Raw genomic sequence first — 17,258 nt, 5'->3', positions numbered from 1 at the left:
GGTATCGGCTTGGCTCAGTAGCGGTTCGGCAGCGTCACCGTCGACAGTCAGTAGAATGCGGGCGGTCGCACGGCCTTTCGCGCCTTTTTGGCATCGCTGACGCGCGAGAGGGCTCGAAGCGCTTTCGTGTCCGAGAGTTTCGAGCCGACTTTCTGCGCCGTCTTCGTGCTCTTGATCGTGTTCTTGGCGCTGCTCGAGGCCCCGCCGCCGAGCGCCGCCTTTGCGAGGAAGCCCGCTGCGTACCCCTCGTACCAGTTCCGTTCGAACGTGTTGTACAGCCGTGGATGATCTTTCTCCTCGAGTGAGCCGTAGGGGTTGTTCAACGCTTGCTTCTGCTCGACGCTCTGGACCATCACGTCGACCAGCGTTTTCGCGGCTCCGAGTCGCTCCTCTTTGACCAGCTCAAGGAGCATTTCGATCCCTTCGACGACGGCAGCGGGGTCGTCGATGAACTGGGAGACGTCTTGGAAAGCGACACCCAGACTCGAAGAGAACCCCGAGACCGTACCGAACTCGCTGGCTACCGCGTAATCGAAGATCGTGTCCGTGTAAAGCCCGTCGGCGACTTAGCTGTAGAAGTTCTTTCGTTGAACGCCGACGACCCGTTGGCTATTTCCGTTGGTATCACTCGATTTGACGTGGACCGTTGTCCCTGCGACGGTATCACCGATGCTCTCGCTGACACTCCCGACCGTTTCTGTAGTCTTCTTGAAGGCGGAGACGAACGTCGACTTCTTGCTGCTCGTATCGAGTTCGGTCTCCGACTCGGCGAACTCCTCGGTGAACTTGAGAGAGTCATAGACGGTATCGTCACCGTCGTAGGTCTCTGATGTCTCTTCGTTCCCGTCTTTTATCAGTGCGGCTCGATCGACACCCGTTGGGCTATCGATACGAACGCTGACCCAGTACGTAGTGTCGAGGCTCGTCTCTGGGATATGATATCCCGAACTCCGGACATCGATCTTCGGCGGTCGCGTGTCGAACAGCGTCGGATCGCCCTCGCCTTCGGCTTCCTCACGATCGAAAATCCCATCACGATCGGTGTCACTCCCGGTCGGATCCGTCGCGAGTTCGCGTTCGCGGGTGTCGTTAAGTCCGTCACCATCCGTATCGACGCTCCACGGGTTGCTGGTCGTGTTGTACGTCTCGTAGGCGTTCGACAGGGTATCGATATCCGCTCCCTCAAGGGCGCGTTCAGCCTCGCTAGCGCTGGTCGTCTTAACGACTGTACTCCCCTCGACTCGTTCAGTCTGATCGTCAAGTTCGTCGTTGTCGGAGTCTCCCTCCGTCGGGTCACTCGCGATGTTGAGGTAGACGCCTCTGGTCGAGTTCGTATCGTATGCGTATCCGAGAGATCTGTTATGAGCTGTCTGCTAAAGTAGCGTCCCAGACGGTGAATACCCAGTTTCTCGTTAATTGTTCCTAGATGAGAACGGCCGCATGAATCATCCGCTTAAAATCAATACTATGGTTTCTCAGTAGACGCTCACACCACCGTTTCGACGAAAAGAGGAAGCGAAAATGGCCGTCGTACGACATAGATTCGATTTCTTGATACTCGCTGCAGTCGATGAACTCATCGAGCAATGACGGATATATCTCATTCGTTTCGGTGATCCGATCTGTGATCGATACTCGGACGACCTGCTGTCTCGGGATCTCACCTCGGGCCGTCGAAGCTCCGTGAAAGCGCTACCGTATTATCAACGACCGGACGCTCCAATAAGATCGTGAATTCTCGACGAGCGGCGCCGATTCTCGTGGAGGGTCGGTCCCGCTCAGAACTCCTCGGTCGGCGGCGCGATCCCCTCGTCACTTCCCTCGAGTTCGAACTCCTCTCTCACCGTCCGAATGCGATCTCGAATATCGGCTGCCAGTTCGAACTCGAGGTTGCTCGCGGCTTCTTCCATCTGGGTTTCGAGTTCGTCGATGTAGCGGGCAGCGTCGTCCTCGTCTTCGATCTCCCGGCCGGAAACCTCGCTGGTGTCGGTCTTGCTGCCCGGCAGGTTGGTCTCGCCGATTTCCTTCTGGATCGTGGTGGGTTCGAGGCCGTGTTCCTCGTTGTACGCCCGTTGAATCCGGCGACGGCGCTTGGTTTCCTCGATCGCGGACTCCATGGCGTTCGAGGGCTCGTCGGCGTAGAGGACGACCTCGCCGTTGACGTTCCGGGCTGCCCGCCCCATTGTCTGGACGAGCGTCGTTTCGCTCCGGAGGAACCCCTCCTGATCGGCGTCCAAGATGGCCACCAGCGAGACCTCGGGGATGTCGAGCCCCTCCCGCAGGAGGTTGATCCCGACGAGGACGTCGATTTCACCCAATCGGAGCGAGCGGATGATTTCGTGGCGCTCGAGGGTGTCCGTCTCGTCGTGCATGTAGGCCACGTCAACACCGGCCTCCTCGAGAAACTCGGTCAAGTCCTCGGCCATGCGCTTCGTGAGGGTGGTGACAAGGGTGCGCTCCTCGCGCTCGATGCGCTCGTCGATGCGGTCCATCAGATCGTCGACCTGCCCCGTCGCGTCCGAGACCTCGATCGACGGGTCGATGAGGTGGGTGGGCCGAACGATCTGCTCGACGATCTGCTCGCTCTCCTCGCGCTCGTGGTCGCTCGGCGTCGCGCTCACGTACAGCGTCTGATCGGTCTTCTCCTCGAACTCCTCGAACGTGAGCGGCCGATTGTCGTAGGCCGTCGGCAACCGGAACCCGTTCTCGACCAGCGAGTCCTTCCGGGACTTGTCGCCGGCGTACTGGCCCCGAATCTGAGGCAGGGTCACGTGGGACTCGTCGACCACGGTCAGGAAGTCATCGGGGAAGTAGTCCATGAGGGTGTAGGGAGCCTCGCCCGACTCGCGGTCGGAGAGGTACAGCGAGTAGTTCTCGATCCCTGAACAGTAGCCCGTCTCCTGCATCATCTCGAGGTCGAAGGTGGTCCGCTCCTCGATACGCTGGGCCGCGATCATGTCGCCCGTGCGTTCGAAGTACGAGATCCGGGAGTCCAGATCGTCCCGGATTTCGTCCATCGCCTCCTCGAGCGTGGTCTCGGGAATCGAGTAGTGCTCCGCGGGGTGGACGAGCACCGCTTGCTGGTCGCCCTGCGTTTTACCCTCGAGTGGGTCGACCTTGACCATACGATCGATCTCGTCGCCCCAGAGTTCGACGCGGACGGCATAGCGGCCGTACATCGGGTAGATCTCGATGGTATCGCCCCGCACCCGAAACGTTCCCTGCGTGAAGTCGACGTCGTTGCGCTCGTAGTTCAGGTCCACGAGCCGGGCCAGTAGCTCGTCGCGGCCGATCTCCTCGCCGACCTCGAGGCGCAGGGACATGTCGATGTAGTTGCGCGGATCACCGAGGCCGTAAATTGCGGACACGCTCGCAACGACGATGACGTCCTCGCGGGTCAACAACGACCGTGTCGCGGAGTGGCGCAAGCGGTCGATCTCGTCGTTGACCGAGGCATCCTTGTCGATATAGGTGTCGCTCTGCTCGACGTAGGCTTCGGGCTGGTAGTAGTCGTAGTAGGAGACGAAGTACTCGACGGCGTTCTCCGGGAACAGGCTCCGGAACTCCTCGTAGAGTTGGGCCGCCAGCGTCTTGTTGTGGGCGATCACCAGCGTCGGTTTCTGGATCTCATCGGTGACCCAGGAGACGGTGTTGGTCTTGCCCGAGCCGGTCACGCCGAGCAAGGTCTGCTTGTCCATCCCTGACTGGAAGCCGTCGACTAACTGCTCGATTGCCTCGGGTTGGTCGCCCGCAGGCTCGAAGGGCGCGTCGACGTCGAACGGTCGGTCGACATCCGGCCGGTCCGGCTGGAGGGGACCGCGAGAATCGGAGTCACTCATTATCGAGTTCAGGGTATCAAGGTACTTTACGCGCTCGCATTAGGTAAATTCACGTTCAGATGCACTGTCGTGATCGCTGTGATACTTATGACCACCATGAAAGTCCACCTGTTCCGGCTGGTCAATCGAGCCACCGCGGGGGGGACTGAAAGGGGCTGACGCTCTCGTGGTGATCTCAATCGTATTGATTCAGGGATGATCCGAACAGCGCCGGATCACATCCGAACGTGGCCACTGCTCGCCAAATCATTATGGGCCGACTCGTGGTGGTGTGGGATATGACGGAGCAACTCCAGCAGGCCCGCGACGACCTCGAGGAGGCAGCGAAGTCGGCCGATAGCGACGATATCCGCGAGGACATCCGCGAAACGACGGACGCGTTTGCCGACTACGTGATGAGCGATACCGCGCCCGATCACGCCATCCTCGACGAGCGACTCAACACGCTCCGGCAGGTTCAACAGCGGGCGGACGGCAACACCGAGGAGAAGGTCGGATCGGCAATCGAAACGGTCGAAGACTACCGCGAGAGCCTCGATCAGGCATAGAAGCGGCGTCGGTGCGACGGTCAGTATTCTCCTGGCGTTCGATCACCCACGTCGACGTCCGCGTCCGTCTCCGCGAGCAACTCCTCGAAGCCGTAGTGTTCGAACTGGTCGACGACCGCCGCGCGCTCGCTCTCGTCGACCGCCTCGAGGACCGTCCCCAGAACAGTCGTCGCCGCCTCCTGTCCGGGAACGTCGACGGTGTCCATGCGCTGGTCGACCCGAGAGACGAACTCTTCCTCGGAGAAGCGCTGGCCCGATTCGCCCTCGGTGAGGTGCTGGCTCAGCTCTCCCGGCAACTGTGCAGCCAGATCCTCGGCCTCGTCCTCACTCAATCGTTCGCCGAGCGTCTCGAGGACCGCCCGCGTGACGTCGGCTGCCGATTGTTCATCAGCGGCGGTCCGGTCGCTCACTCGCTCGAGCAGTTCCGCTCGTTCCATAGCCGAGGCCACGGCGATGAAGCCCCTCACGGTTCGGGCGGCAACTGCCGGGTTCGCGCCGCCGTCGAGTCGTTAGCGTTCGGCACCCGGGCCGGACTCGGGGACGATTTCGTCGTAGCCGAACTCCTCGAGTCGCTCGCGCAGCCCGTCGGCTTCGTCCTCGTCGACGTGCTCGAGCAGCGCCCCGATGACGGCTCGCGAGAGCTGGTCCGGATCGCGCCCGTCGGTGCGGTCGGTTCGCTCCGCGACGCGCGAGCGGAACTCGTCGGCGGAGAGTGCTCGGCCCGACGGCCCCTCGGCGAGGTGGTCGCCGATCTCAGCGGGCAGGTCGCCGTCGAGACGCTGCGAACGGGTGTCGTCCAGCCGCTCGCCGAGGGCAGACAGCACCGCCTGCGTCGCGTCTCGAGCGTCGGCTTCGTCTCCGAGATTCGCCTGCTGTTCGACGGATTGGTAGAAATCGTTGCGCTCCATACCGGCCGTTGAACGGAGCCTACCCTTGGGACTTGGCCGGCGACTGCCGGCAGCGGAGACGGGCCGACCGCGACAGCGAGGCAGCGACGGGTCACTCTCGAATCGCGGACAGTGGCCGCTTCGGATCGATGTCACGCTCGCGGTCGAGCTGGCGGTCGTGGGATCGCTTGGCCGCCTCGTGAGCCGCGTCGTCGCCCTCGCCGCGATCGGCCAGCTCCCGCAGCCGTTCTTCCTGCCCGTACGCGATGACCCGATCGCCGGCGTGAATTCTGTGTTCGCCGGACGGCGCGCCGATGTACGTGCCGTCCTCGCGCTCGATGCCGAGAACCGTCACTCCCTCCGACGAGCGCAACTCGAGGTCGCCGAGGCGCTCGCCGGCCACCCACTCGCCCTCGTCGACGGCGAAATCGCCGACGCAGTACTCCCGGTCGAGGTTCAGGAGACCGGTGTAGTCGCGGAGCTGGAACCGCGCGGACTGGGACAGCCCTAGTTTGATGACGGGCGTGAGCAGGTCGTTGAACCACGTGCTGCGAGCAAGCGCGAGCAGAAGGAGACAGACGACGACGAGAATACCCAATCGTCGGAGCCGCGTCACCGGATCGGCGAAGGAGATGACCAGCGAGGCGATCGTCGTGACGAGGCCGACGTTGCCCAGCCGCATGAGCATCTTGACCGTTCGGCGGCGGCTGGGATACTCGGTGATCTCCTCGGCCTCGTCGGTCGTGAACCCGGCCCCCGAGTAGGCCGACAGCGACTGGAAGGAGGCGACCTCCGTCGAGAGCCCGGTCATCGTCAGCGCGACGGTGCCCACTCGAACGACGAGCATCGACAGCGAGATGATGATGATCAGGGAGACGAGTGCGTACATTCGTCTCCGGGAAGTAGGGGGGAACGGTCGTTTGTATCCAGTGCTGGCTTACTCAAGCCAGTCAACGAGAGCGTCCCAAATCCGATCTCGAGGATCGAATGCCACTCCTCACTGGAGCAGCGGACTCACCGGCGATGTCTCGTCCGGCGTCGACTCGTCGAAAAAGCCCGCCACATCGTCGAGTTCGAAGACGAACTCGGGGCCGAACGCGCCGGCGGGCGTCTGGAACCCGTTCTCGACGCCGCCCTCGAGCACTCGTTCGGCGACCGTCACGGCCGCGTCGGTGGTGACGACGTACGGATCCGGCGTCCGTAGTCTGGAGACGACGCGCTCACCGTCACCGGTCCTGGCCTCGCCCCAGACGTACGCCGAGCCGCGTTGGCGAGCCCGCTTCGACGGCCCCTCGCGGATCCCGGCCAATCGCTTCAGCGCCCATCGGATCGGCATCGACTCGAACAGCGGCGCGAGGTAGCGATGCGATTTCAATGCCAGTCGTGCGGGCTGGGGCATCACCGCGTACATCTCGACGTTCGGAATTCCGGTCGTGTAGTGGGCGGTTGAGATATCGCCCATCGGCATCGTGACGGCTGGCCGGGTCCCGCGACCGAAGTCGATTTCGCGGGTTCGCCACGCCGTCGGCACGCCCTCGATGCGGCCGTCGCGACGGACGGCCCCGCCGGTATCAGCACCCTCGAGCACCGTCCGCACTGTGCCGACTGACGGCACTCGGAACGAGTCGACGCCCAGCGCGAGGTGGGTCGCCGCCGGGAGCCGCTCGGCGAGGTGTGCGGCGAGGCAGTCCATCGGTACCGTCGAGAGCGCGGCGGCCGGTAGGAGCGTGATACCGGCCTCGGTCGCCTCGTCGTCCCGATCTTCGATCGACTCGATGACGGGGATCTCGCCTGTGATGTCGACGTAATCCGTCCCGCTCCGCAGACAGCCCTCGACGAGCGGCGCTGCAGTGTTCGAGAACGGGCCGGCACAATTCAGGACGCAGTCGATGTCCTCGAGTGCGTCCGCGACGATTTCGGGGTCCTCGAGGGCGAACCGACGGCCCGGTTGCTCGAGGTCGTCGACCTGCTCGCGGAGCTGATCACCGTCACGGCCGGCGAGAATCGGATCCAGTCCGCGGTCGGTCGCCTCGCGAGCAATCAGGTCCCCGACGAAGCCGTACGAGCCGTAAATGAGGAGCGACGGCATATGCTGCGTACGATTCGTCGGCGGATAAGCAACGGGCCAGATAGCCATCGGCAGCGGACCGTCGAGGCTCGAGAACAGCCGTTCGACGTCTCAGCGGTCCGTCACTCGAGGCGCTCGAGCACTGCGTCTTTCTCGTAGGACAGCGTGAGCGACCGCGAGCGGCCGCGGCCATCGACCTCGGCGTAGTCAGCGTCGATCAGCCCGAGCTGGTCGAGTTTGTTGACGATTTCGGAGTAGCGCGTATAGCCGAGGTCGGTCCGGTCGTGAAAGACCTCGTAGACCTCGCCGGCCTGCTCGCCGTCGTGTTCGGCGATGACCTCGAGTAGCGCCTGCTCGGTGTCGGTGAGCCCGGAGAGGCTCCGCGAGAGGTTGATGTACTTGGATTTCTCGTAGGCGTCCTCGACATCCTGGCGCTCGACGGTGCGGCTGGCCCGCATCTCCGCGTTCAGTCCGGCCCGACGCAACAGGTCGATCCCGACCCGCAGATCGCCGCTTTCGGCGGTGAGTTCGGCGACGTACTCCAGCGTGTCCCGGTCGATGACATCCTCGTGGAAGCCGCGGTTCACGCGTTCCTCGAGGATATCGACGATCTCGGGCTGGTCGTAGACCGGAAAGTAGACGTCCTCCGGCCGAAAGACGCTCTGGACCCGAGAGTCGAGTTCGTCGATCACGTCGAGTGCGGGGTCCGAAGAGACGACGGCGACGCCGATCTTCGCACCAGGATACTCCTCGTGGGCCCGCAAAAGCGAGTAGAGCGTGTCCGAGGCCTCGTTCTCGTAGAAGAGGTAGTTGATGTCGTCTAAGGCGACGACCAGTACCTTGTCCTCCTCGACGAGTTTCTCGGCGATCTGACCGAACAGCTTCTTGAACGAGATGCCCGACGAGGGCGGCTCGTAGTCGAAGGTTCCCTCGAAGAGCCGAGAGAACACCGAGTAGCGGGTCGCGTTGACCTGGCAGTTGACCCGAATCGTCCGGACCTCACTCGTCTGGGCTCCCACCTCGTCGAACAGCTTTTGGATCGCCGTTGTTTTCCCGGTTCCGGGCGGCCCCCGAACCACGACGTTCAGCGGCCGTGACCCCCGCACCGCCGGGCGCAGCGCATACGTCAGGCTCTGGGTCTGGCCCTCGCGGTGCTTGAACGTCTCGGGAACATAGTCGATTTCGAAGACGTGCTCGTTTCTGAACACGGATTCGTCCCACGACAACATCCCCTCTTCGGGGTCGTCTCCCATCACTTTCACCCTGCTTCCGCAGCGTCTTAACGCTTCGGTGGCACGTTCCAGCGTCGGCTTGGCGTGTCTCCTGTTACTGTATCACACAGTCACAAGAATTAATATTCATACTATCAATTGAAGGGACAACAATGACGCCACCGGAGCCACCGGGCGAAATCCCTGACTTCCTGCTCGAGCAGTTCGACGACCTCTCCCCGGAGACGCTGCGGGGAGTCAGCGACTACGCTCTCGAGGAAACGTACGTGGCACCCGACGGAATGCCCGATGCGATGAGCGAATCGTTCGCGCTTCAGGACGACGACACGCTCGAGGCCATCGCGTCCTACGCCGATTCGATCGCCGAATTTCTTGACGAGAACGAAGCCGAATCCCTCGTGGATCTCACCGGCGACCAGGGCGGCGAGGAGGAGGCGTGGGGACGCAAGCGGATCCTGGAGTGGCACGAGTAACGACGACGAATTCGGTGGCCCCGCCGAGCCCGCTCAGGCGGGCTCCATCCGCTCGAGCCGACACCTGCGACTACACGAAGGAACACGGTTCCGGGTTGCCAATCTGGCACGATCGTTCTAGACGACCGGGGCTGGGAGTACCGCACCAGCGGCCGTCGCGCCTATCACGCCCTCGAGATTATGGGGCGTTCGAACGGCTCAAACCGGGGGACAGGGGGGACATGTGTTCTCGAGAGAAACTTCGAGTGACCAGCGTCGCTCCTGCGAGAGTTTTCTGGCTATTTGCCCTCTCGCTTCTTGAATGTCGATTTACGCGAGTTCGATCCGATCCGTGCCCCGCTTGAGGTCCGTCGAATCGATCCGGCCGTTGTGAACCATCCGGACGTGTGCGCGGACGAGTCGCTCTACCTCGTCAGAACTGCTCGAGCGGAGCAGAAACTGACAGCTCCCTTCCGAACACTCGTATTGATAGGTCATACCATGACAATGGATGCGTCAGCGTGTAGGCGTATTACTTGCATGTGTCGGCAACTGACTACCCTAATTCCGATCGCGTAGCATCAATCGAACTTCTCGAGGAGTCGATCGTAGAATCCTGGATCGGACTCGCCCGCTGGTTCCCGTCCGCCGTTGGTCACGGCCGCGTCGCCATCGTTCTCGGTGGCCAGTTTCTCGACGATCAACTCCGGTGTCGACCGCGCCAGATGATCCTTGACCGGCGAGCGGTTTACCTCGAGTTCGCCGTCGACCAGCCCGACCGCTTCGATCCCGTCGACGGTCACGTCGAATTCGGCCATCTCGCGGATCTCATCGGCCAGATGCGAGACGAACACCGCCGTTGCCCCGTTCTCGGAGAGCGCCTCGAGGATCCCAGCGATGATCTTCGCCGACGCGCCGGGTTCGGTGATGCTCTCGAGTTCGTCGACTAACACGAGCGATCCCTCGCCGCCCTCTGCGAGATCCGCGAACTCTCGGACGGTGGACTCGAACGCGCCCGCGTCGAGCGTCCCTGGGTCTTGGCGTGATAGTGGAGATCGTCGAACCGCCGCAGCCGAACGCGCCCGGCAGGGACGGGCAGCCCCATGTGTGCCAGAATGACCACGCTCGCAACGAGATCCAGTGTCGAGGTCTTTCCACCGCTGTTGACCCCCGAGAGCAGGGCCACCCCCGAAACTTCGTAGTCGACGGGGTCGATTCGCTCGAGTGGTTCGTCGAGCAGGGGCGAACGGCCGCCCTCGATCGCGAAGCCGACGGCCTCGTCGGTCCCATCCGCGACATTGTCCGGCTCGACGAACGTCGGCATCGTACACGCGAAGTCGTCGGCGAATCGGGCGATTGCGAGTTCGACGTCCAGTTCCAGGGCGTCACGGACGAGCTGGCGAGCCCCCTCGCGCTGGTCGGCGAGATCGGCCGCGAGCTCGCGTTTGAGTCTGCCAGCGCGCTGTTCCTTGGCCGCCGTCAGCTCCTTGCGCAGTCGGCTGACGACGTCCTCGTCGCGCTCGACCGGAAACGCCGGCTCGTCGCTGAACGCGCGGCGCGCGATCTCGCTCTCTCCCTGTTCGAGATCGAGCGCGTCGACGAGGTGATCGCGGGCCGCTTCGACCGCTCGAGCATACTCGTCCGCGAGTTCGCGGGATAGCAGCGAGTCGACGCCAGCCCCGCGTTCGACCAGCGACAGCAGGTCCGAGCCCTCGATCGTCACGTCCTGCTCGCGGATCGCCTCCCGGAGGTGGTCATTGGCGGCGCTCTCGGCCGCGCCCGTCGCCGTATCGAGGTCGTTAATCGCCGTCGTCAGCCGGTCGAGTTCCCCGTCGCCCGCGACCGTGCCATCCTCGGTCAACCGCGAGAGGCCGTCCTCGAGCGCCGCAAGCTCACAGGGAGCCTTGAGGCCGGCGGTCCGATGGACCTCGATCGCTGCCTGCAGGCGATCTCGATTGCGCGCGAAGAAGGAGAGTGGCCGCTCGGGGACCACCTCGGCCGGGTTCTCGAGGGCGTCGGGTCGGACCTGTACATCGCCCTCGAGGGTGACGCCGGCGAAAGACTCGTCGAGGGCGATCACGGTCGAGTACCCACGTGCGAGTTCGGCCAGTCCCTGCGCGTCCTCGACGATCTCGACGGAGAGCTCTGGGATCGCCTCGCGGGCCGCTGAGTAGCGCTCGGCGTCGGTCGTCGCCAGACAGCGCTCGCGGACCCGCACGTCGCCGGGCTCCCGGAGGGGTTCGACCCCCTCGAGAGCCTCGAGTACCGCGGGGTCGGGGTCACGCTCGAGCGCGTCGCCCGCAAACGCCTGCACTTCCTCGATGCGCGAGTGCCGCTGGCTCGGATAAATCGTCTCGAGTCGCTGGGCGGCGTAGTCAGTGACCGTCCGTTCCTCGAGCAGTCCGAGGACCTCGTGGTAGACCTCGCGGGCCCGGTCAGTCGCCAGAAACCCGCCGGGATCGTCGTGCTCAAGCCGGATCGCGCCGCGCGCGATCCGGGCGGCCCGACCCTGAGAGATTTCCGGCGCGGCTGCGATCGCTCCCACGTCACCTGTCCGCAGCGCGCGCTCGGGATCGTCGAGTTCGGACAGCGCTCGGGCCGTCTTCTCGCCGACGCCCGGAATCGACTCGAGGTCCATGTTCTCGAGGTGCGTATCAAACCGGAGCGAGAAAAACCCCCCGCCCGGGCTTTTGGTGACCGATGTGGTAGCTCAGAGCATGCCGATCGGAACAGCCGACTACCACGAACAGACGAAACACTCGCCCAGAAGTGTCCGTGAGGGCGGTCACGGGCTGGATTTCGACAACAAGCCGCGGCCGTACAAGGAGTACACGGACCTGCCTGCAGTTCCGATCGCCGAACGGATTCGACCGCCACAGCAGCCGGCGCTGTCGACGATCACCGAGTCGACACCCGACGGTGACTCGAGGCGAGGGCGGAGTCCCGACCTCGAGACCGTCGCGACCCTGTGCTACTACGCCGCGGGCATCACGAAGCGGATCGACAAACAAGGACACTCCCTCCGCTTCCGCGCCGCGGCGACCACCGGTGCGCTCTACCACGTCGATCTGTATGTCGTCTGTGGCGATCTCGCGGGCGACGACGAAGCCGACGCCTCAACGGCCGATCTCGAGGCCGGCGTCTACCACTTCGACCCGCGGACGCTGTCGCTGGATGTCCTCCGCGAGGGGGACTACCGCGGCGTCCTCGCGAACGCTAGCGGCGACACAGGCGTCGCCGACGCGCCGCTATCGGTCGTCGCGACCTCGACGTGGTGGCGAAACGCTTGGAAGTACGGTGATCGGACGTTCCGCCACGCCTTCTGGGACTCCGGGACGACGCTCGCGAACCTGCTGGCGGTGGCCCACGCGCTCGACCACCGCGCCGACATCGTCACCGGCTTCGCCGATCGACCCATCGTCGACCTGCTCGGCCTCGAGCCCGAGCGCGAAGCGCCCCTCGAGATCGTGCCGATCGGCGCGGGCGACACTGTTCCCAAGTCCGATTCCGATCCCGCCGATATCGAGTCGATCAACCCCGATACCGAACCGCTCTCGCCGACCGAGAAGTCGTTCCCGCTGATCCACGACGCGTGGGCGGCCGGTACCCTCGAGAGCGGTGCCGCGGCGGACTCCTGGCGATCCGGGCGGCCGGCGGGATCGATCGGGACCCGTGATCCGGGCGACGGCGAACGGATCGCGCTCGAGCCGGTCGATGCCGAGACGGCCTCGAGTCGGCCGCTCCATCGAACGATCCGTCGCCGCGGCTCTTGTCGCGAGTACGCACGCGAGTCGATCAGTTTCCGCAAACTCTCGACCGTGCTCGACCGGGCCGTCCGCGGCGTGCCGATGGACGTCGGCCGGCAGGGGGACCCGCCGCTCTCGTTCGTCGACCCCTATCTGATCGTCAACGGCGTCGACGGACTCGAATCGGGGACGTATCAGTATCACCCGGCCGCGGGCGAACTCGAGCGACTTCGGACCGGCGAGTGTCGCAGCGAGGCGGGCCACCTCGCACTGGACCAGCGACTGGCCGCCGACGCCGCGGTCTGCATTTATTTCCTGACCGACCTCGCGGAACTCGTCGACGCGCTCGGTGATCGTGGCTACCGGGCGGCACAGCTCGAGGCGTCGTTGACGGCCGGCCGGCTGTATCTGGGGACCTATGCACATCGGACTCTCGGCGGGACCGGACTGACGTTCTACGACGACATCGTCACGGATTTCTTCGAGCCCCGAGCCGGGGGACAGACGCCGATGTTTCTGTATACGATGGGCCGGCCGGTGTGAGATTCGGCCCTCGGAGCGGGAGACCATGTCCGGAGACCAACACGCGCTGACGGTGTTGTCGCAGTTTTATACGGCCGCGCATCGCCCACTCGAGCATGCAGCCGAAACGGCAGCCCGGTCCGGCGGGCTCGAGACGGTGGCGTCGAGCACAACGCGTCCGTAACTCGAGGCGGAGACTGCAGGAGCGAACGCATGGAGTATGAGCAACCCGAGGTCGCCGACGACCGCATCGAACTGCTGCGGGCCTACGGCTACGGGCTCTGCATGGGTGCGGCCGACGCCCTGCCCGGCGTCTCTGGCGGGACCGTCGCGCTCCTGCTCGGCTTCTACGGTCGGCTGATCGCCGCAGTCACCGCGCTCACGCCCCGCCGAGCGATCGCCGTGCTGCGGGCCTATCGACCCGAGCGCCGGGCTCGAGCGCGGGAAGCGCTCCTCGAGATGGACCTGCAGTTCCTCGTGCCGCTGGGCGTCGGCATGGTCACCTCGGTCGTCCTCATCGCGGAGATCGTCTCGTCGCTCGCGGAATCCCACCCGATCGCAGTATTCGGCTTTTTCACCGGGCTGATCGCTGCTTCGGCGATCACGCTCGGCCGGAGTCTCGAGTTTTCCTCGCCGGCGCACGTCGGCGCTGCAGTCGTGGGTGCGACGCTCGCGCTGCTGGTCGCCGCCGATATCGTCCAGTTACCCGGCGGCGGGCCGGTCGTGATCGTCGTCGCCGGCGCGATCGCGGTCAGCGCGATGATCCTGCCGGGAATCTCCGGCTCGCTGATCCTGATCCTGCTCGGCCAGTACATCTTCCTCTCCGACGAACTGAGCGAATTCGTCCGCGCCGGCGCGGACCTGCTCGGCGGCGGCTCGCTCGCGGCCGTCGTCGATCCGGGAACGACCGTGGTGCTGTTCGTCGCCGGCGGGGTCGTCGGCCTCGTCACCATCGCTCGCGTCGTGCGCGCCGCGCTGGCCCGCAACCGCGAGTTGACCCTCGTCTTCCTAGTCAGCCTCATCGCCGGCTCGGTTCCGGCCCCGCTGCACAACATCGCCGAGGAGCACGCGTGGACCACCGAAACGATCGCGCTGACGGCCGCGTGGGCCGCAGTGGGCGCGGTCGCACTGTTCGCCCTCGAGTATCTCGTCGGCGGGTTCGATCCGGAGTGAACGCAACGAACGCGACGAGGCGGGTGGCAATCCAACGCACGCCTTTCCCTTACATGCTCCGGGACGGCGTTATATCGGCGGCGCTGCGAAAGCACGTATGCCAATCACGGCCCTCTTCGGAACGAAACCGACGCGGGCGGTGTCGGTCCGTTCGGTGATTTCGGCGGCGGTGCGAGAGTTCGACGGCGGGAACTGGACGCGCGGGCTCGTACTCTGTAGTATCCTCGTCCTTGTCTGGACGGGAGCGGTCGTCGACCTGACTGCACGTCGACTCGTCGGTGCGCGACACCGCGATCGGCGGCCGGCCGCTTAGTCGCCGAACTCGGCGTCTTCGAACTGCTCGTTCGCGAGATTGTCGATCAGCTCCTCGATGTCGTCCCGCTTGTCGTCGTCGAGGTCTTCGACCGCGCCGACGCCGTGGCCGCCGCTTTTTGCCGTCTGCAGGGCGTTCTTGTTGAGATTGCCGTCCGGATCGACCACGGGAAGCTTGAGGTCCGTGAAGTTCTCCGGCGGGAACCCCGACGACGAGAGAAGGAAGTGGTCCGCGACCTCCCTAAGTCGTCGGTATCGAAGTCCTCGAGTTGCGGCTCATTCCACTCCTCGGTCGTCGTGTCCGAGAACTCGGGCTCGTGCAGTGCGTAGTCGGTCATACGTGCTTCGACGCGGACCAACAGAATCGACGTGGTCCCTGCACTATCAGCCCGTTCGAACGCCTATTCGAGTGGCGACCCGGCCGGCCCGGTCGGTCCGATCAGTCTGATCAGTTCAATCAACCCGAATCGGACCGGAATCGAGCCGCGTCTCGGTTGCCACGGCCCGCCCGCGACTTTCTATTCAATTTATCGATAGTGTTATTGACCACATGTTAGTATCATGGAACGATGGTTCGATCCGCCCTGCGATCGCTCTCCCTGCTCCTCTGCGATCCGGCCGCGTTCTTCGAGGACCACGATTCGGCGGCGACGCTTCCGATCGCCGCGATCCTCGTAATTGGCCTGGCCGTCGCACTCGGGCTGTCGACTCTCGCGGTGGGGTCGATGCTCGCCGAATCGATGGACGCGACAGTGATGATGGACAACCCCAATCGGCCACCAGAGTGGGTCTGCGAACAGCACAGTTCCGACATGATGGCCGACAACTGCGACGAACCCGCGAAGATCGAGCGTGACGCCGGCACGCTCGTCTCTGAGGCGGTGACCGATTACCTCGGGCACGTGGTGATCATGCCGTTCATCCTCTGGGCCCTCGGAAGCGTCGTCCTGTTCGGTGCCGCGCGACTCGCGGGTGGAACGCCGTCCGTCGGCGGGACGATCGCGCTGGCCGGCTGGGCCGCCCTCCCGGAGTTCTTCCGACTGGGCGTCGGACTCCTCGCGTTACGCCTCGCCCTCGCGGACGTGACGATCACCAATCCCGAACGTGGCGTAGCGGTCCTCGAGTCGGCACTCGCACCCGTCGAGCCGTTCATAGCGGTCGCAACCGTCCTCACCGTGCTCTGGCAGTGGTACCTGCTCACCGGCGGGCTCGAACGAGAGGCAAACCTCTCTCGAGGGGCCGCCGCGACGGCGGTCGGCGTTCCACTGGGGCTCTGGCTTGGTATGGCACTCATTTGAGGAGTCGCGATGGCAGCCACCGAGATGCCATCCCGAAGCGTTGCCAACCGCGCTACCAGCGATGGTGGACGTGCTCGAACACGGACTCCTCGTAGACGTCCCGGACGGCGCCGTGAACCCGATTCGAGAGAGGTTTCAGCTCCGAGGCGGCCGCGTTGCTTCGGACGTGGTCCGGCGAGGTCGTCCCCGGAATGACCGTCGAGACCGCCTCGTGGTCGAGAATCCACCGGAGCGTTAGATCCGCCAGCGACAGTCCCTCGGGGACGTACGGCTCGAGCGCGTCGACGGCGTCGTGGCCCGTCTCGTAGGGGACGCCGGCGAACGTCTCGCCGACGTCGAAGGCCTCGCCCTCGCGATTGAAGTTCCGGTGATCGTCTTCCGGGAACGACTGCTCGCGCTCGAGTGCGCCCGTCAACAGCCCCGACGCGTACGGCACGCGGACGATCACGCCGATGTCTTCCCTTCGGGCCCGCTCGAAGAACAGCTCCGCCGGTCGCTGGCGGAAGGGATTGAAGACGAGCTGGACGGTCTCGACGACGTCGTACTCGATGGCCTTGAGCGCCTCCTCGACTTTCTCGACGCTGACACCGGCGTGAGCGATTTTGGCCTCGTCTTTCAGCCGCTCGAGTGCCTCGAACGTCGACGGCTGGTAGTACGCCTCGGTCGGTGGACAGTGCAACTGGAGGAGGTCGAGCGTCTCCTCGCGGAGGTTCTCGCGGCTCCGGTCGACGAACGCAGCGAGGGTATCGTAGTCGTAGCGGTCGGCCTCGTGGGGGTCGAGCCGCCGCCCCGCTTTCGTCGCAATGAACACGTCGTCGTGGGCGTCGCGCTCGTCGAGGACGTGACCGATGTGGCGCTCGCTGCGGCCATCGCCGTACACGTCGGCGGTGTCGATGAAGTCGATATCCGCGTCGATAGCAGCGCGGACGACATCGCGGCCGGTCTCGTCGTCGACATCGCCCCAGTCGCCGCCGATGTTCCAGGTCCCGAGGCCGACCTCGGAGATCGCACGTCCGGTCGAACCGAGTCGTCGATAGTTCACGTGTGGCCGTTTTCGCGGACCGGCCTATGGGTTGGGCTGGCGGCAAGCCGTTATGGTGTCGCTCGGCGGAATCACACCGAGAGCGGTGAATCGGAGAAGCGGATAGCAAAGGGATACAACCGGCGATTAGAGCGTCTCT

The 17,258-nt window shown here is 64.5% G+C and carries 17 protein-coding genes and 1 pseudogene; 7 read left to right on the top strand and 11 right to left on the bottom strand.

What is annotated here, in order from left to right; translation table 11 throughout:
* Nucleotides 1-47: 47 nt before the first annotated feature.
* Nucleotides 48-353: a hypothetical protein gene (locus K6I40_RS20155; RefSeq protein ID WP_222915914.1), complete on the bottom strand. Its 306-nt coding sequence runs from the start codon at nt 351-353 to the stop codon at nt 48-50.
* On the opposite strand from K6I40_RS20155, the gene K6I40_RS20150 reads away from it, so the two are divergent.
* Nucleotides 327-830 (top strand): hypothetical protein, encoded by a 504-nt coding sequence (locus K6I40_RS20150; protein WP_222915912.1) that lies wholly within the window; start codon nt 327-329, stop codon nt 828-830. The two genes, K6I40_RS20155 and K6I40_RS20150, sit on opposite strands and share 27 nt — an antisense overlap.
* 948 nt (nt 831-1,778) lie before the next feature.
* Here K6I40_RS20150 and uvrB read toward each other — a convergent pair.
* Entirely contained in the window at nt 1,779-3,839 is a 2,061-nt protein-coding gene (gene uvrB / locus K6I40_RS20145; RefSeq protein WP_222915910.1) for an excinuclease ABC subunit UvrB, read from the bottom strand.
* Nucleotides 3,840-4,117: 278 nt separating this feature from the next.
* Between uvrB and K6I40_RS20140 the strand changes: the two genes are divergently transcribed.
* Nucleotides 4,118-4,387 (top strand): hypothetical protein, encoded by a 270-nt coding sequence (locus K6I40_RS20140; RefSeq protein WP_222915908.1) that lies wholly within the window; start codon nt 4,118-4,120, stop codon nt 4,385-4,387.
* Between the two features lie 20 nt (nt 4,388-4,407).
* Here K6I40_RS20140 and K6I40_RS20135 read toward each other — a convergent pair whose 3' ends face one another.
* The 5 genes from K6I40_RS20135 to K6I40_RS20115 all read right to left on the bottom strand — a co-directional run bounded on the left by K6I40_RS20135 (nt 4,408) and on the right by K6I40_RS20115 (nt 8,595).
* Nucleotides 4,408-4,824 carry a DUF2267 domain-containing protein gene (locus K6I40_RS20135; RefSeq protein ID WP_222915906.1) on the bottom strand — a complete coding sequence of 139 codons (417 nt, stop codon included), beginning with the start codon at nt 4,822-4,824 and terminating at the stop codon, nt 4,408-4,410.
* A 72-nt stretch (nt 4,825-4,896) separates the two neighbouring features.
* Nucleotides 4,897-5,295 (bottom strand): DUF2267 domain-containing protein, encoded by a 399-nt coding sequence (locus K6I40_RS20130; protein ID WP_222915904.1) that lies wholly within the window; start codon nt 5,293-5,295, stop codon nt 4,897-4,899.
* Nucleotides 5,296-5,386: 91 nt separating this feature from the next.
* Nucleotides 5,387-6,163: a TrkA C-terminal domain-containing protein gene (locus K6I40_RS20125; protein WP_222915902.1), complete on the bottom strand. Its 777-nt coding sequence runs from the start codon at nt 6,161-6,163 to the stop codon at nt 5,387-5,389.
* A gap of 108 nt (nt 6,164-6,271) precedes the next feature.
* Nucleotides 6,272-7,363, bottom strand: a complete 1,092-nt coding sequence (locus K6I40_RS20120; protein WP_222915900.1) for a saccharopine dehydrogenase NADP-binding domain-containing protein — start codon at nt 7,361-7,363, stop codon at nt 6,272-6,274.
* 101 nt (nt 7,364-7,464) lie between these two features.
* Nucleotides 7,465-8,595: an ORC1-type DNA replication protein gene (locus K6I40_RS20115; RefSeq protein WP_222915898.1), complete on the bottom strand. Its 1,131-nt coding sequence runs from the start codon at nt 8,593-8,595 to the stop codon at nt 7,465-7,467.
* Nucleotides 8,596-8,726: 131 nt separating this feature from the next.
* On the opposite strand from K6I40_RS20115, the gene K6I40_RS20110 reads away from it, so the two are divergent.
* Nucleotides 8,727-9,047, top strand: a complete 321-nt coding sequence (locus K6I40_RS20110) for a hypothetical protein (RefSeq protein WP_222915896.1) — start codon at nt 8,727-8,729, stop codon at nt 9,045-9,047.
* Between the two features lie 309 nt (nt 9,048-9,356).
* Here K6I40_RS20110 and K6I40_RS20105 read toward each other — a convergent pair whose 3' ends face one another.
* Both K6I40_RS20105 and K6I40_RS20100 read right to left on the bottom strand, forming a co-directional pair.
* Nucleotides 9,357-9,524, bottom strand: a complete 168-nt coding sequence (locus K6I40_RS20105) for a DUF1059 domain-containing protein (protein ID WP_222915894.1) — start codon at nt 9,522-9,524, stop codon at nt 9,357-9,359.
* An 83-nt stretch (nt 9,525-9,607) separates the two neighbouring features.
* Nucleotides 9,608-11,664 (bottom strand): annotated as a pseudogene (locus K6I40_RS20100) (endonuclease MutS2).
* Between the two features lie 79 nt (nt 11,665-11,743).
* Here K6I40_RS20100 and K6I40_RS20095 point away from each other — a divergent pair.
* From K6I40_RS20095 to K6I40_RS20085, 3 genes are all read left to right on the top strand, one after another.
* Complete coding sequence (locus K6I40_RS20095) at nt 11,744-13,315, top strand: SagB family peptide dehydrogenase (RefSeq protein WP_222915892.1); 1,572 nt, start codon at nt 11,744-11,746, stop codon at nt 13,313-13,315.
* A gap of 192 nt (nt 13,316-13,507) precedes the next feature.
* Nucleotides 13,508-14,467 (top strand): DUF368 domain-containing protein, encoded by a 960-nt coding sequence (locus tag K6I40_RS20090; RefSeq protein ID WP_222915881.1) that lies wholly within the window; start codon nt 13,508-13,510, stop codon nt 14,465-14,467.
* 97 nt (nt 14,468-14,564) lie between these two features.
* Nucleotides 14,565-14,780 (top strand): hypothetical protein, encoded by a 216-nt coding sequence (locus K6I40_RS20085; RefSeq protein ID WP_222915874.1) that lies wholly within the window; start codon nt 14,565-14,567, stop codon nt 14,778-14,780.
* Here K6I40_RS20085 and K6I40_RS28635 read toward each other — a convergent pair.
* Nucleotides 14,777-14,947, bottom strand: a complete 171-nt coding sequence (locus tag K6I40_RS28635; RefSeq protein WP_255681805.1) for a hypothetical protein — start codon at nt 14,945-14,947, stop codon at nt 14,777-14,779. The two genes, K6I40_RS20085 and K6I40_RS28635, sit on opposite strands and share 4 nt — an antisense overlap.
* A 401-nt stretch (nt 14,948-15,348) precedes the next feature.
* Between K6I40_RS28635 and K6I40_RS20075 the strand changes: the two genes are divergently transcribed.
* A complete protein-coding gene (locus K6I40_RS20075) occupies nt 15,349-16,077 on the top strand; it encodes a YIP1 family protein (protein WP_222915872.1) in 729 nt (242 codons plus the stop codon).
* 52 nt (nt 16,078-16,129) lie between these two features.
* Here the strand turns inward: K6I40_RS20075 and K6I40_RS20070 are convergent, their stop codons facing one another.
* Nucleotides 16,130-17,119, bottom strand: coding sequence for an aldo/keto reductase (locus K6I40_RS20070; protein WP_222915870.1), 990 nt, complete (start codon nt 17,117-17,119; stop codon nt 16,130-16,132).
* Nucleotides 17,120-17,258: the final 139 nt, after the last annotated feature.

The organism is Natrinema sp. SYSU A 869 (assembly GCF_019879105.1).
In the GTDB taxonomy this organism is placed as follows: Archaea; Halobacteriota; Halobacteria; order Halobacteriales; family Natrialbaceae; genus Natrinema.
This window is presented reverse-complemented; position numbering and strand designations above follow the sequence as displayed.